Annotated in this window: 15 protein-coding genes and 1 pseudogene; 5 read left to right on the forward strand and 11 right to left on the reverse strand. The window is 51.3% G+C overall.

Annotation, left to right across the window (positions count from 1 at the left end; genetic code table 11):
• Positions 1–44: 44 nt before the first annotated feature.
• On the reverse strand, positions 45–359 hold the full coding sequence (locus ACPAOP_RS05090; RefSeq protein ID WP_423709536.1) for a metal-sensitive transcriptional regulator: 315 nt from the start codon (positions 357–359) through the stop codon (positions 45–47).
• Between the two features lie 409 nt (positions 360–768).
• Here ACPAOP_RS05090 and ACPAOP_RS05095 point away from each other — a divergent pair.
• Positions 769–3,687, forward strand: a pseudogene (locus ACPAOP_RS05095) (bifunctional diguanylate cyclase/phosphodiesterase).
• On the opposite strand, the gene ACPAOP_RS05100 reads toward ACPAOP_RS05095, so the two are convergent.
• Positions 3,646–4,521 carry a Dyp-type peroxidase gene (locus ACPAOP_RS05100; RefSeq protein WP_423709537.1) on the reverse strand — a complete coding sequence of 292 codons (876 nt, stop codon included), beginning with the start codon at positions 4,519–4,521 and terminating at the stop codon, positions 3,646–3,648. The pseudogene ACPAOP_RS05095 and the gene ACPAOP_RS05100 sit on opposite strands and share 42 nt — an antisense overlap.
• Before the next feature lie 181 nt (positions 4,522–4,702).
• On the opposite strand from ACPAOP_RS05100, the gene alaC reads away from it, so the two are divergent.
• Together alaC and hisC are read left to right on the forward strand one after the other, a co-directional pair.
• Positions 4,703–5,968: an alanine transaminase gene (gene alaC / locus ACPAOP_RS05105; RefSeq protein ID WP_423709538.1), complete on the forward strand. Its 1,266-nt coding sequence runs from the start codon at positions 4,703–4,705 to the stop codon at positions 5,966–5,968.
• Positions 5,969–6,111: 143 nt separating this feature from the next.
• Positions 6,112–7,173 carry a histidinol-phosphate transaminase gene (gene hisC / locus ACPAOP_RS05110; RefSeq protein WP_423709539.1) on the forward strand — a complete coding sequence of 354 codons (1,062 nt, stop codon included), beginning with the start codon at positions 6,112–6,114 and terminating at the stop codon, positions 7,171–7,173.
• A 125-nt stretch (positions 7,174–7,298) separates the two neighbouring features.
• Here the strand turns inward: hisC and ACPAOP_RS05115 are convergent, their stop codons facing one another.
• A complete protein-coding gene (locus tag ACPAOP_RS05115) occupies positions 7,299–7,793 on the reverse strand; it encodes a hypothetical protein (protein WP_423679886.1) in 495 nt (164 codons plus the stop codon).
• 10 nt (positions 7,794–7,803) lie between these two features.
• The gene (locus tag ACPAOP_RS05120) at positions 7,804–8,289 is read right to left on the reverse strand and encodes an asparaginase domain-containing protein (RefSeq protein ID WP_423679887.1); all 486 of its coding nucleotides are present in this window, start codon (positions 8,287–8,289) and stop codon (positions 7,804–7,806) included.
• 120 nt (positions 8,290–8,409) lie between these two features.
• Here ACPAOP_RS05120 and ACPAOP_RS05125 point away from each other — a divergent pair, with 120 nt between their 5' ends.
• The gene (locus ACPAOP_RS05125) at positions 8,410–9,183 is read left to right on the forward strand and encodes an L-asparaginase (RefSeq protein WP_423709540.1); all 774 of its coding nucleotides are present in this window, start codon (positions 8,410–8,412) and stop codon (positions 9,181–9,183) included.
• 319 nt (positions 9,184–9,502) lie between these two features.
• Positions 9,503–9,823, forward strand: a complete 321-nt coding sequence (sugE, locus tag ACPAOP_RS05130) for a quaternary ammonium compound efflux SMR transporter SugE (RefSeq protein ID WP_423709541.1) — start codon at positions 9,503–9,505, stop codon at positions 9,821–9,823.
• Between the two features lie 365 nt (positions 9,824–10,188).
• On the opposite strand, the gene ACPAOP_RS05135 is transcribed toward sugE, so the two are convergent.
• The 7 genes from ACPAOP_RS05135 to rnk form a co-directional block, all read right to left on the reverse strand.
• Positions 10,189–10,563, reverse strand: coding sequence for a hypothetical protein (locus ACPAOP_RS05135; RefSeq protein WP_423709542.1), 375 nt, complete (start codon positions 10,561–10,563; stop codon positions 10,189–10,191).
• 99 nt (positions 10,564–10,662) lie between these two features.
• On the reverse strand, positions 10,663–11,805 hold the full coding sequence (locus ACPAOP_RS05140; protein ID WP_423709543.1) for a DNA adenine methylase: 1,143 nt from the start codon (positions 11,803–11,805) through the stop codon (positions 10,663–10,665).
• Entirely contained in the window at positions 11,798–12,643 is an 846-nt protein-coding gene (locus ACPAOP_RS05145) for a hypothetical protein (protein WP_423709544.1), read from the reverse strand. The genes ACPAOP_RS05140 and ACPAOP_RS05145 overlap by 8 nt, the downstream gene beginning before the upstream one ends.
• A 501-nt stretch (positions 12,644–13,144) precedes the next feature.
• Positions 13,145–13,537, reverse strand: a complete 393-nt coding sequence (locus ACPAOP_RS05150; protein WP_423709545.1) for a VOC family protein — start codon at positions 13,535–13,537, stop codon at positions 13,145–13,147.
• 161 nt (positions 13,538–13,698) lie between these two features.
• Positions 13,699–14,199, reverse strand: a complete 501-nt coding sequence (locus tag ACPAOP_RS05155) for a RidA family protein (protein WP_423709546.1) — start codon at positions 14,197–14,199, stop codon at positions 13,699–13,701.
• 10 nt (positions 14,200–14,209) lie between these two features.
• Positions 14,210–14,620 carry an ester cyclase gene (locus tag ACPAOP_RS05160; protein ID WP_423709547.1) on the reverse strand — a complete coding sequence of 137 codons (411 nt, stop codon included), beginning with the start codon at positions 14,618–14,620 and terminating at the stop codon, positions 14,210–14,212.
• A gap of 239 nt (positions 14,621–14,859) precedes the next feature.
• On the reverse strand, positions 14,860–15,273 hold the full coding sequence (gene rnk / locus ACPAOP_RS05165; protein ID WP_423709548.1) for a nucleoside diphosphate kinase regulator: 414 nt from the start codon (positions 15,271–15,273) through the stop codon (positions 14,860–14,862).
• Between the last annotated feature and the right edge of the window lie 129 nt (positions 15,274–15,402).

The following is a 15,402-nucleotide window of genomic DNA, read 5'->3' on the forward strand; positions in this document are numbered from 1 at the left end:
AAACGCTGATGCTGCCGGCAAGCAGCGTCGGCGGCATTACGGCATCAGGCGAATTTTTCTAACAGTGCAGCGAGGCGCTTGCTGCCCTCAATCGCCTCTGCAGTGGTCTTCGCTTTTTCAGCCTGAGTGACGACAGAATCCGTCAGCAAAGTCACAAAAGAACGATCCAGTGCCTTGCGTGCTGCCGACATCTGTTGCGCGATACCTTCACAATCTTCTGCCGTATCTGCCTTGGCAATCAGTTTTTGCACACCGCGCAACTGGCCTTCGATACGCGCCAGCCTGTGCATCAGATCTTTTTTCTGTGCATCGCTTAACGCATTCCCTGAAACTATCTTTAACGGGGGAGTATCTGCCATCTTCGTTCTCCTGAGTAGTGTTTATATGAGTTATACGGGCATGATTCCCTATACTCTACCGAGTATGCTAACAGCATTCAAGCCAGACAAGGAAACTGTGTCGCCTCATGCGACACACGCAAAAATGCCGGACAGCATTCTGCACAAAAGAACCGATCAGACTCAGACAGAACCCGCAGCATCATTTTATTAGAATGATTCATTCCGCTAAGAAAGAGATACATCAAAAGAGAGACATCAGTTCTTTATGTCTGCACAAAAAATTCCGGCAATGTCCCAACTCAATTCATTGCCGTTATAACGCATAATAGCCAGGCTTAGTCATCATTCAATTTTCATGTTAAAGACGCAGAACCCCAGCTTGTTTGCCCGCTTCAGATCAAAGCAGTCGCTTCCCCGGATACTGTCAGTGATACTGATCTATTTTCTCGCTTGCAGCCTGGCAATCTCCATTACTTATCGCGATTCAAATCTCAGCCTGCTCTGGTTGCCTGCCGGTGTCTCGATTGCCGTTATTTTTCGCTATGGCAAAGTGATGATTCCAGCAATTTTCATTGCGATTCTGCTCACGGAGTTATGGTGGAAATTATCCATTTATCAAGCAATCTTACTTGCCATCGGTTCCACGACCGGGCCTGCGGCAACCTGCTGGATGCTTCATAAAAAAAATTTCGACCTGCACTTTGCGGCGCGCCGCGATGTACTGTGGTTTACGATGTCTTCGCTCGCCGGCGCGATGATTTCTGCGACATTTGGCACACTGGCTTTAAGCATTCTGTCTGGTAAACCCTTCACCGTTAGCACCTGGTACATCTGGGTTGCCGGTGACACCGTGGGTGCTTTACTGGCCAGCCCGGTGTTACTTGCAATATCGCGACACTCTTTACGTGCACTTGAGCATAAAAAAGAAATTTTGATGTTTCTGATTCTGCTCGTAGCTGCGAACTGGTTCGTTTTTTTGTCGCCGTATAACTATCTGCGTCTCAGTTTCGTGATTGTCGCCATGATGATCTGGGCCGCGATGCGATTCAGCCTGTTGACGGTCAGCAGCATCACCCTGGCCTTGGCCATATTCTCGACCTGGGCCGCATCGAATAATCTCGGCAGGTTTTCCAGTTTCGAGGCGTCCGGTCTGGTTGTAGTCTGGGCATATGTGACCACGATTGCCTTGATTGCTCTGATGATCAACGCCATGCGATCAGAAAACGCAATCGCCAGTAAAAAAATAAACGAAACCTATCAGCAGCTCAATAAAGTGACGTCCCGCCTGCCCGGCCTGGCAATACAATACCGGGTACGTTCTGACAAAACCACGAGCATCCCTTACGCCAGTATCGGCATCTTGCAGATGTTAGAAGTCAGTCATCAAGACGTCAAAGATAACGCGCAGCAGCTCATAGACCGAATCGATCCTCGTGATGTAGAGACAGCCAGACAACAACTCGCACAGGCAACCCGAGAACTGTCGCCATGGCAAACGGAATTTCGCTTTTATCGCCTTGACGGCAGTGTGCGCTGGTTGTTTGTCGATGGACTGCCTGAGCGCGAAGCCGATGGCGCTATGCTCTGGCATTGTTTTCTCAGCGATATTACAGACCGCAAACAAGCGGAAAGAGATTTGCATATCGCTGCCTGCACCTTCGAATCACAAGAAGGTATTTTCATCACCGATGCCAATTGGAAAATTCTGAAAGTTAATCAGGCATTCACCCGGATCACAGGATTCACCGCAGAAGATATGCTGGGAAAACGCCCCCCTGTTTACAGAAGCGATGAGCAGGACAGCGCTTTTTTTCAAAGAATTTTTGACTCATTGAAAGAGAAACATTTCTGGAACGGAGAACTGTGGAGCCTCCGCCGCAATGGCGAAGCGTTCCCGCAAATGCTGACACTGACAGCCATCATGGAAGGCCAGGAAATCAGCAACTATGTTGCCTCATTCACCGACATCAGTCTTTCCAAAAGTTATGAAGCAGATATCCGCAAACTCGCATTTTACGATTCGCTGACGCAGTTACCGAATCGCCGCTTGCTGATGGATCGCCTGGAACATCTGATTTCTGTTCGTCAGCGCAACAGCAGTCACAGCGCCATCTTTTTCATCGATCTGGATAACTTCAAAAATCTGAACGACACCCGTGGGCACGACGCGGGTGATTTGTTATTGATAGAAACAGCAAAGCGTTTAAGCAGTTGCATACGCGAAAGCGACACCGTTGGCCGACTAGGTGGCGATGAGTTTGTTGTCATACTTGAAGAACTCAGTGCAGACAGAAAAGAAGCGATTATTCAGGCAGATAAAATTTCAGAAAAAGTCCGCCAGATTCTGAGTGAACCATACCAGATTGCCGATTTTTAACATCATGGTTCCAGCAGCATAGGCGTATGCTTATTTCAGGGTGACGAAATCACGGTCAAAGACTTGTTCAAGCGGGCTGATACCGCCATGTATGAAGCCAAGACTGCCGGGCGAAATACCGTTCGCTTTTTCGATCCGGCAATGCAGGCGATATTACTGGTGCGCATGCTGCTGGAATCGAATCTGCGACTGGCATTATCACAGAACCAGTTCCAGCTTTACTATCAGGTGCAAGTGAATGCTGACGGTAAATTTCTGGGCGCTGAAGCACTGATACGCTGGTGGTATCCGGATCGCGGCTTCATCTCGCCGGCTGAATTTATTCCGCTGGCAGAAGAAACCGGGTTGATCATTCCTATCGGTCAGTGGGTTTTAGAAACCGCTTGTGCGCAATTGAAGCAATGGGAAAAATCAGCCGCCACTTCAAACCTGAGCCTGGCAGTGAATGTCAGTGCCAAACAATTTCAACTCACGTCGTTTGTCGAAACACTGAGTGAGATCGTCGCACGGCATCAGATTAATCCAGCGCTGCTTAAAATTGAGCTGACCGAAAGTGCCATTCTCGACAACATCGATGCCACCACAGAAAAAATGCGCGAGTTGAAAAAACTCGGTATCGCTTTTTCTATGGATGATTTCGGTACCGGGTATTCTTCATTAGCCTATCTGCAGCGACTGCCGCTGAATCAGCTGAAAATCGATCAGTCATTTGTACGAGATCTGAGCCACGATGAAAATGATGCGACCATCGTTCGCGCCATCATCGCACTGGGTATCAATCTCGGTCTGAACGTTATTGCGGAAGGTGTGGAAACCAGCGCCCAGCGTGCATTTCTGATTAAACACAGCTGCACGGCATTTCAGGGCTATCTGTTTTCCAAACCTTTGCCGATGGAAGAATTTATGTGCTTGTTAGAACAGGAACATTCAGGCCACACCAAGCAAGCGCAGATCGGCTTTACCGGATAACAGCGGCGGGCACCAGAAATAACTGCCGGTTTGCGGCTGCGTGAATTGAAACAACGCATCGGTTATACCATCTTCAGCACCCGACATGCGACGCAACTGTGCTTCAAACGCCGCATAAGAAGTCGCAAATGCGACGAAATACAAACCGCCGCGCGCGCCATCTGCCCACGGCATAGAACGGCGCATCACGAAGGCTTCCGGCTCGAAATTTTCCTGCGCGGTGCGTTTCACATGGGCCGATTCCGGCGCCTCGTCCAATTCTTCATTGTCGTCTTTACGCCGCCCTATCATATTGTCCTGTTCCGCTTGCGGCATTGCCTGCAAACGTTCAAAACGGTGTTCCCATTGCTGTATCGCGACGTAGCTGCCGCCATCAGCTGCAATCGCAACCGCCAGCACCTCATCGCCTTGCGGATTTTCTGTTCCGTCTTCGTAACCGCTGAGATCGCGGCCACCGGCATATTTGAACGCCTCGGTTTTTTGCTGCAAAACAAACGCGCCAGCCAGTGCCTGTTGCAAGCGGATTTGCTGATGCAACAACTCGCCACGTTCATCTTCACGCAACCAACACCACAACGCCGCCGGTGTGACAGGCAAGCGGACTTTGCTGCCTGCTATGCCGGTGAATTCGCGTAAGCCAGGCACGCTGACCTGTAAAAATCCGGCCAGCGACGCACCGATGCCGATCACCACACGCTGCCCGTCAGCCAGCGCCTGTAATTGTTGTAAAGCCTGACGTACCGCAGTTTGACTGGCGTTTTCCTGTAAATCAAAACTCAGATATACCGCGTGCAATGGTAAATCCTGCACGATTGCTGCCTGATGCTGCGACATAATTTTCTCCGTATTTCTGTGAACGCTGATGAATGACGACAGCATAGCGTAAGCATCTTTTTTTAGCAGTACAAAAGTCTTGTGAACATCGTCATTTGGTGAGTACAATGAAAAAGGAAGTTCGCGCTTCCACGTCGCTCGGACGGTTCCGGGCGCTACGTTAACCACACACAAACTGATCATGACAAACACACTTACTCCGCCGGGCCGGGGTTCAACGGGTGAAAATACACCTGCATCCACGCCTGCTTCCTCGCCAAAATTTTCGTTCTCCCGCATCAATCGTCTGCCGCCTTACGTGTTTAATATCACGGCCGAACTCAAGATGGCCGCCCGTCGCCGTGGCGAAGACATCATCGATATGTCCATGGGCAATCCGGATGGCGCGACACCAAAACACATCGTCGATAAACTCGTCGAAGTCGCGCAACGGCCTGATACGCATGGGTATTCAGCTTCCAAAGGCATACCGCGCCTGCGTCGTGCGATTGCGCGCTGGTATAAAGACCGTTACGCGGTTGATCTGAATCCCGATTCCGAAGCCATCGTCACCATAGGTTCAAAAGAAGGTCTGGCGCATCTGATGCTGGCGACGCTGGACAAAGGCGACACCGTACTGGTACCGAATCCGAGTTACCCGATACACATTTACGGCGCGGTGATTGCGGGTGCCGATATCCGCTCGATACGCATGAGTCCGGACGTGGATTTTTTCAGCGAACTGGAACGCGCGATACGCGAAACTTATCCGAAACCGAAGATGATGATTTTCGGTTTCCCATCAAATCCGACCGCGCAATGTGTCGAGCTGGAATTTTTCGAACGTGTGGTGAAACTCGCCAGAGAACACAATATTCTGATCGTGCATGATCTGGCGTATGCCGATATCGTGTATGACGGCTGGAAAGCGCCATCCATTATGCAGGTGCCGGGCGCGCGTGACGTGGCGGTGGAATTTTTCACGCTGTCGAAAAGTTATAACATGGCAGGCTGGCGCATCGGTTTCATGGTCGGCAACAAAGAATTAGTCGCCGCACTGGCGCGCATCAAGAGCTATCACGATTACGGCAGTTTCACGCCGGTGCAGGTGGCGGCAATTGCCGCGCTGGAAGGCGATCAGACCTGTGTGCACGAGATTCGCGATCAGTATCAGAATCGCCGCGATGTGCTGGTCAAAGGTTTACACGACATCGGCTGGATGGTCGATAAGCCGAAAGCGTCGATGTATATCTGGGCGCATATTCCAGAACATTACCGCCATCTCGGCTCACTCGAATTTGCCAAGCAAGTGCTGGAAAAAGCCAAACTCTGCGTCTCGCCCGGCATCGGTTTCGGTGAATACGGTGACGACTACGTGCGCTTTGCGCTGATCGAAAACGAGTCGCGCATCCGTCAGGCTTTGCGTGGTCTCAAGCACATGTTCAAAGAAGATGGTCTGATCGGCTAAACTATGTCTGATAAAAAGTAAGGGCCGATTGCCCTTACTTTTTTGCGGCAAGACCAACGTCATCACAAACACCAGCGATATTTTTATCTTCACCCGATCAGCGCCAGACAACGGTTGTGCGCGGTCCCACTTGTAAAAACATCATGAGCCAATACTGGAGCAAGCTTGTACACACCCTGACACCGTATGTGCCGGGCGAACAACCCAAGCTGCAAAATCTGATCAAACTCAACACCAACGAAAACCCGTATCCACCGTCGCCGAAAGTGCTGGCAGCGATCACGCAAGCCACCTCTGGTGATCTGCGCCTGTATCCTGATCCGGGCTCAGACCGTCTGCGCGAAGTGATTGCTGATTATTACGGGGTCACACCGCAACACGTGTTTGTTGGCAACAGTTCAGATGAAGTGCTGGCGCATACGTTTCAGGCATTGCTGAAACACGATAGCGCCTTGCTGTTTCCGGATATTACTTACAGTTTTTATCCGGTCTATTGCGGCCTGTACGACATCGCGTACAAAACCATTCCGCTGAATGCGCAATTTCAGATTGATATCGAGGATTATGCACAGGCAGATGGCGGCGCGATTATTTTCCCCAATCCGAATGCACCAACCGGCTGTGCGCTTGGTCTGGCAAAAATCACTGAGTTGCTGAAGAATAATCCGCGCTCCGTCGTGGTGGTAGATGAAGCCTATATTGATTTCGGCGGTACTTCGGCGATCAGCCTGGTAGCGCAGTTTCCGAATCTGCTGGTGGTGCAGACCTTGTCAAAATCACGTTCGCTGGCAGGCTTACGGGTCGGGCTGGCGGTTGGCCATCCTGATCTGATCGAAGCGCTGAACCGCGTTAAAAACAGTTTCAATTCTTACCCGCTGGATAGACTTGCGGTTGCCGGTGCGATTGCCGCGTTTCAAGATCAGGACTATTTCAAACTGACCTGTGATGCCGTCATCAACACGCGGCAAAAGCTCACGGCACGTTTGCAGGAACTCGGATTTGAAGTCCTGCCTTCATCCGCCAATTTTGTGTTTGCGCGCCATCCTCAGCAAGATGCGGCAACGCTGGCACAGCGCCTGCGGGAGCGACATATCATCGTGCGCCATTTCCGGTTGCCACGCATAGAACAGTTCCTGCGGATTTCCATTGGCACCGATGCCGAATCGCAATTGCTGACCGAAGCGCTGGAAGCATTGCTGGCCTAATCATTCGCTACTGCAGCGAACCGTCAACAGACTACTATCCATACAAAAACGGCGTGATTTCCTTACTCAGAAATCACGCCGTTTTTTTAATGCGATGAAAAATACGATGTTCGCTGCTGCAATTTTTAATCCGGCCAGAGCGACATCACCAGTTCTTCAATGTTATTCGGATTGCTGATTTTTTTTCTTGCTGCCGGCCAGTCGGCAGGCTCAGGAACGGCTTTTCTGGTGAAGACCGGGGTATCGATCGCCATCTTCATCGCAAACACAAAGATGCCGGTTTTCACTTCCGGTGGCGGCAGTTTCTGTACGATATCGTAAATCTGATTATCAAAATATTCGTGCACCGTCGGCGTCATATCCAGCCATGAATAGGTCGCACCATCCGAGCGGATCGCGATCACGACATAACCTGTACTGGGTGCGACTTTCGTCTTTTTAAATGCCTTGTAAATCTGCGATTGCAACGCCCGCGTGTACCGGCCGAGGCTATCGACATTGATGCCTTTTTGTTGCATCACACTTTCAGACTGAAAGAAATAAAACGAGTCAAAACGCACATCCGCCGCCGATGCCAGCGCGGAGATCGTCAGCAGTGCGACTGCCAGCAGCCATCTCATGATGTCATCCTCATTTATTCACAAATACGCCCGCCGTGCGGTTTTTCTGCACGTCGTTCCACGGAAAGACTTTGCCGTTCATCGCCACATACACGCCCGGCGACAGTAATTGCGCAGCGGCACAGGCAAAACCCAGATTAAACAAAGCATCGGAATTGGCAATTTCATACGGAATCATCGCGCCGGTAAACACGATGGTTTTCCCAAGATTTGCCGCGCCCAGCACCTCAGCTGTTTCACGCATGGTGTCGGTGCCGTGAATAATCACAATCGCTTTTTCGGCCGACGCCTGACAAGCCGCTAATATCGTCTGGCGGTGGCTGTCATCCATATCCAGCGAATCCATCAGCATGCAGATGTCCAGCTCGACTGGCACCGTCAGCCGCGCACGGCGTATCACTTCCGGCAAATGGCTGTCGGCAAAACTCAGCTTGCCCGCGATTTCATCATAATGTTTATCAAAAGTGCCGCCGGTGGCGAGGATACGCAAGCTCATAGTGTGCCGGAAAAATGAAGTCTCAGAGGCTGTCATTGTAACGCGCCAGGCGGTGTGCTGAAAGCTGCTACACTTGCGCCTCATCATCGCTGAGCTGTTTTTTCTGTCCCACGCACCATCATGAAAACGATCGCCCCTGGCACTGTTATTTTTCACCGTCACCGCGGCTACGGCGTGCTGACCGCGGTGAATCTGCTGACCGGCTGGGTCGCCGCCCGTTTTGGCGATGAAAAGCGCACCCTTGATCTGAACTTATCCACCGACGACGTCCAGCATGCCGACGGCAGCCCGATCCTGTTTCGGCGCGACCCGCCGGAACGCATGCCGCAGGCGCGCCTGATGGCGATGGTGCGCGAGTTGCACGCCGCCGGTTATCAAAAACTGTATCTGTATATCTGGCCGAAAGCCTCCGGCCTGCATTGGCGCTGGCAGTTATTCACAGGCACGCGCAACTGGATGCAACGCCCCTGCCGCGAAGGCTGGTATGGTTCCGGCGCTGACTATATTTTTAATCCGGTGATGGGCTGGGGCGACGCGCCCGGTGCCAGCAGCGCCGAACTGTGTCAGGCACTGGCGCAGTTCGACCCCGCCGGGTTGGCGCAGGCATTGGGCCGCGACGAAGATCACAGCGCCTGGTTTGCCGACGTCTGCGATGCGCTGCTGCCCGATTACGCCTACAGCCTCGGTGCCGACACTGCCGACAACCCGCTGCCGCTGTATCTGCCCGTCATTGGCGTGCGCCAGCGCCAGCCCGCGCTCGACCGGCAATTACCGTATCCGCCCGGTTGGGAACGCACCTGGAGCCCCGACAGCCTCGCCCGCCGCCACCAGCAACGCGCCGTCGTGCGCCACGATGTGATTCCGTCCGGCTGGAGCCTGCCCATCGATTTTTAAACAGTGTCGGCAGATATACTCCCCCCTGTTTTTAAGAAAACACCCCAAATCTCAGCATAAACATTGGGCTGTAAAATATACTGGGGGGAGTATTTTTAGTGCCTGTAGCAGCCTGATGGCCGCACAATGACTGGCACTATCGGCACCACCGAGTACACAACAATGAGCACAACAATGCAGGCCACGACGCAAATGCGGCAAAACCGCAGCCACCACCACTGCCGATAACGCCGAATTCAGCAGCATCCCCGCCAGAGGACGACCTCTGCGGTTCCGATTTTTTGCAGGGACGACCCTGCCACCGCACAAGGAACACAATATGAACTGGCTCATCCTCATCGCCGCAGGCTTGTTTGAAATCGTCTGGGCGATCGGCCTCAAATATACCGAAGGTTTTTCCCGCTTCTGGCCCAGTGCCTTGACACTGGCCGCGATGGCAGTGAGCGTGGGCTTACTCGGTATCGCCATGAAAGCCCTGCCGGTCGGCACGGCCTACGCGATCTGGGTCGGCGTCGGCGCCGTCGGCACCGCGATTTTTGGCATCCTTCTGTTCGGCGAACCCGCCAACCCGGCCCGCCTGCTCAGCCTCGTCCTGATCGTCTGCGGCATCATCGGCCTGAAACTCGCCACGCCTGCCTGAGTTCACCGCCGGAAACTCATCTGTGCATAAAGGCGGATTTATGCACAGGCGCATCGGTCAAGCGTGTTAGTCATCCTGTGAAAGGTTACCGAACCGCCCGAATTTTGCATACTCCCCCCATTTTTTAAGAAAACACCCCAAACCCCTGCATCAACATTGGGCTTGTATCGATACCTAGGGGAGTATATTTTTGGCGTTTTTTGGGGCGGTGGATTGGATCGCCGAGGGCAGATGGGCAATGCCAGACTCAGGCTGATGCGATGATTGTTGAAGGAAGCTTGAGGATTTAGGGAACAACGCCGAGCTAACCGGCGCATAAGGCGGAAGGACCTCCCTCTCGATTGCAGGTTCAGGCCCGTACCTCATTAATTTGAACCATCAACCGAAATCCATTGCTCAAGAGCACAGTTTTTGTTGTAGCGGATCCGAGTGTTCTCCTGCAACACAAAGGCACGATAGCTCTTGTCTCGCGCCATCGCAGCGACAATCATTTGATAGCCCGTGCCAGTAACGCCTTGGATATTGATTTGTAGGACAACAGATTTTTGCGCCCCAAATTTCTTTTCTTCTGGCCACGGCGAACCAAGAACATCAACCCCTCGAAACCTCGCCGACTTGTGATAACACTTCACAGCCTGCATCGCAAAATCGGCGACGCTTTGTTGTAACTGAGCCGCCTCAACTCTACCAGGCGCATTGTAATTTTCAATCGCCGAGGTTGTGGCCTGAGGATTTTTCATGGCCAACGCAAAAATCATTGAAACTGGATCAAAAACTCCTTCTAGTGATAACAATGTCGCATAACGTTTGAGTCCAGCGGAGTCCGCTGGAACGAATTGTTATGCCTGCTTGTCGATTAGAAAGATGAATTCTCGGTTTGGTTCTTCAGCATCTCGCAACCATTCGTTCGTCCATTTCATATCTGCCATCACATTCTTTTTGTGATCTATTTCTATGGTCTTTATCAGCTTCCCGTGGCGATTCAATATATCGTTGAGTTCTTCCGCGGTAGCCTTTCCGCCAGAACTATAAGAGAGTGCCACATATTTTGCATTGACGTTTTGAATCAATCTTTCAATTGCCTTTACGGCAATAAACTGGCCGTCGTTATCTTTTCTAAACTCTTCAAAAACCGTGGCGGCCAATCGATCTGAGGTGTCTTCTCTACGGAGAGCTGCGCCGAAAACAGGCGGCTTGTCGTTTTTGCAAATGGTTGCCCAAACATGGTAGTAGGAGGCGTAGCGCACCCTCGATGGAGGCATTTTTTCATTATTGGAACCGTAGGGCGGATCAAAATACGCGAAGTCGACCGCAATGTTTTTCATCGAGTCAAATATATCGCCTTTCAGAACTATATTTTCTTCAGTATTTTCGAAAACTTTCGGCACCTTCAGCCGCATTTCTTTATACGAGCGTGAAGACCAATCTTTTAAATAAGAGGTGAAATGACCAAGCGTGCTGTCAACCTCATCCATCGCAAGGATTAGACTAGTTAATGCAACTGCCTTTTCTATTTCTGGCAAACACAGCGCATCAATTTCATCTCGTATTCCATCAAGCCTCCTTGTGTTGTGCACTTGCCAAGGCTTTTTGGTTCCGTCTGGTTGTACTGCACTACCCGAAAAATCATGGCCACCATAGTTTTTAGTGAACCAGCCGTCGTAGCCTTTCACTGAGTTCAAATGTTCTATTAATTCTTTGTATTCGGAAACCTTCTTTTTGTTTTTTAAAAAGCACAAGCCGAATACATGCGACCACTCAGAAATATCGTTGCTTGTGACTTTGAAGCCGGATTTTGCAAAAGCCTGCGATACTCTCGTAGTTCCTGAGAATCCATCGAATACTGTTTTTACTTCCAGATCATCAAATAATGACAAAATGTGTGGAATGAGTTTCAGCTTTGATCCTGCGTACTTAACCCCTTGGGTCTCTGGGGTGTTAAGCATGGTGCCACCAAATAAAGACAGCGTTGAATTACGCATTTATTCCATTCGCCTGTTTTAATCTAGCAATGTCACTTTTAATTTCTTCAAGCGCGGTTTCATGTCCTTTTGCGCTGGATACCAGCGCATGTGAAAACAGCTTTACTAAAACCAAGTTGTGAGAGTAGTCAACCCATCCATTTGTGACACTGTAAAAAAATGGGGTTGCATTTTTTGTGTTTGTCCAAAGTCCTCGCTGCAAGGCGTTAGCCGCTGCATTTCCATATCTGACTTCGCAGATGTAGCAGTCATTTTTATCGAAAAATCTATATGCCGGATGTTTGCGGCCAGCACCTTCGGTTTCTTTCTTTATATAAGCAGTCTCGTCCCTAGCGCGTTCCGCATCGAAAACCAAAATGTTACAGCGCTGTTTTTTTTCGTTGTAAATTAGGGGAAGGACGTTAATGTCACTGAAGCATGAAAACGCCGGATTTGAAAAAATATTGCTTATCTGGTCTTTGGCGGTAATTTGTTCGCCGATGCTTTCAAGCAAAGGGTACATCTGAAAATTCTTATCAGTAGATAGCTGGAGCGGGCCATCGCCATAGGCTTTAAGGCTTATGGGAAACTTTTCGTTTGTTATCTCATTCTCAACGGTTATGTCTTCTTCTTTTGACTTGGCTCTGTAAAGATCTTTTCCAACATGGACTGATTTGAAATCATACATGTATTGATTTATAAACTCAGAAATTGCAATTTCCGCAAGATCTCCATGCGTTTTGTTGCCAATAAGACGCATGGTGAAAATATTACTTAGCGTCATGGTTATAAGGGCTGGGTGCTTCTTAATCAGTAGCCCGAAGCGCCTTGTAAAATCTTTGTATGCGTCTTTACTCACAATTTCCTCATTATTTATTTTGTTCTTTTCAAGAACGGTTTCGTAAGTTTACACGACGCCATGCAGTTGCAGGCCTAACTTGTTTTAAAGTGCAAAATGGCAAAATATCAGTTCGATGAAAAATAAGCAACAATTTTTAATGTGTCGCAAGTCCTTATCTGGTCAAGTTTTTTTCGTTATACTGATTAAAAATACAGTATAACAACAGGAGCCTGCCTGCGCTCGTCGCAGGCTCAAATATTTCGGGTTATCACATCAGTTTGGCGCACAGACGCATGCGCCCAAATCCGTGAGGAAAACGCTCTCATTCTGCATACTCCCCCCTGTTTTTAATAAAAACCCCGAAATCCCTGCATAAACATTGGGCTTGTATACATACCCCGGGAAGTATATTTTTGGCGTTTTGAAGGCTTCAGACGCAGCAGATTGGATCACCGGGGGCGGATAGACCAAGCCGGGCTCGTCTTGCCGTGCCGTGCTACGACCGTGGCTGTGCCTGTGTCAGGCTGGCGGCAGTGCTTGCAGCATGGCAACGCGGTTGCCTTCGGTGTCGAGGAAGGAGACGTAGGTGCCGATGCCCGGGATGTTCATGGGCTCGCCGAGAACGGTTCCTCCCGCGCTGGTCACTTTGGCGATGGCGGCCTGCATGTTGTCGACCGCGATGACCACCGATGGCTGCTGCGCCGGGCTGTCCGGTGTTTTCTCGAAAAAGCCGCCGTTGATGGTGCCTGGCTGCGTGGGTCGTCCATCGGCGGTTTCGCAGGTGTTGGCAACGACGTAATTGTTCATCGCGGGGCCGAGCGCCTGTGTCTGCCAGCCAAAGGCGGCGCTGTAAAAATCCGCCACGCGGGCAGCGTCCTGATATGGCATTTCAAAGTGGATGACGGGATTCATCTTTCGCTCCTTCGCTCAAAAGGCGTTTGTGATCGTGACGTTTTTACCGCGTCGTATTTGGCATGAAGCCTGAGCAGTAAATTCAGCGGATGGCAAAATGCCGCTATCTGATGATCCGCTGAAATGATCGCTCAGGTTTGTTTCAGAACGGGTTGCGGCTGTTAATCAGGCAGCCGGACAACCAGTTCCATTTCCACCTGCAGATCCGGTGCCGCCAGCGCCGCCACGCCGATGCCGGTCACACAGGGTTGTGCGCCTTCAAAGGTGGCCAGAAACGGTGGCATCAGTTGTTCCATGCGTTCAGGCGTCAGGTTGACCAGATAAACACGCGCCAGCACAACATCGTGCGGCGTGGCACCGACGGCGTCCAGTGCGGCTTTGGCATTCAGCGCGACGAGCTGCATTTGCTCGGCCAGCCCGGCCGGCACCGGCTGACCATCTGCCCGCCACGCGACCTGGCCGGAGATATACGCCATGCGTCCCGGCGTAACGATGGATATTTGTGAATAGCCCATATCGCCAGCGTTTGGCAAGGTCGGTGGGTTCAGGCGGACGATGGATTGCGTCATGGTTGCTCCGGTGGGTAAATTGCAGAGGGTGTCGGGCGCATCGCTGCGCCCCGGTGTGTGGCGCACGCGCAGTGGGTAACCGGGCGCGCGCATGGTGCTGCCATTACTTCATTTGCGCCAATGCGCCGTGCAGATCAGCGTTGCCCCAGTGCTCGGCATACTGGCCATTCTTGATGCGGACGATGTCGGTCACGTTAATGCGGATGCGGCGCCCGGTCGCCGGAACGCCGAGAAACATGCCCTGGTGTGTGCCGGAAATCGTCTTGCGGGTGACGACTTTGTCGCCTTCGGCGATCTGATCGTGTAACTCGACCGTCAGATCGGGCAGGGCTGGCCGCAGGACGTTAGTAAAAAACGCAGCGAAACCATCACGCCCATTGGGTGTGCCGGGTGGCGCAGTATGATTGACGAAGTCGGCAGCCACCAGCTCATTGAAGGTCTGCATATTGCCTTGTTCTATGACTTCACGATTAAAGCGTGCAACGATGTGTTTGTTGTCAGACAGTGTATTCATAGCAGTGAGAAAATGAGGTGAGCCCGGATGTTCAACTGCAACGGGCGGGAAGGAAAACGCGGCCCGCAATCATGGAGCCACGGATAACGAACACGGTGAATAATTTCATGCGGACTCCTTTTCTCTGACCTGCAAGCACAACAAGAAAAAATCACCCTGTTCGTCATGCAGCGCAACGTGCTACTGATCCGTTGCGCAGACATGGTTTCGCCTGGCGACACAGCGTCGCCGGCCGCGGTCTATCGCAGGAAATCGCCGGCGCGCTCGGGCTGATAGACCACTTTCAGAATACGTACCTTGAGCAAGCCGCCACCGGGCTTAGGCCAGGACATTTCGTCGCCTTCGCGCAATCCTAAAAGAGCGCTGCCGACAGGCGCGAGTACGGAAATTTTTCCGGTGCCATCGTCAATATCATTGGGATACACCAGCGTCAGCGAGAACTCTTTGCTGGACGATTCCATCTGAAAGGTCACGGTTGAATTCATCGTCACCACGTCATGCGGCATTTCTTCAGGCTCGACAATGTGGGCACGATCCAGCTCGGCTTGCAGATCGTCCTTGTTCGGAATCTGTCTGCCGCCCACCGAAGCAAGCATTTTTTCAAGTCGCGCCGCGTCGAGTGTGGAGATGGTGATCGGTAATTTCTGTTCCATTGCAAATAAGCCTTATGTGATGGTTGTCTGACTCGCCCCTGATGTCATTGCATTTGACAAAGTAAAAGCCTCACGATGAATGTCAGAAAAGAGTCACTGTTCGCTCTGCCCTGAACACCATATAGAAGC

This window comes from Undibacterium sp. WLX3042 (genome assembly GCF_049544825.1).
Lineage (GTDB): Bacteria > Pseudomonadota > Gammaproteobacteria > Burkholderiales > Burkholderiaceae_D > Undibacterium.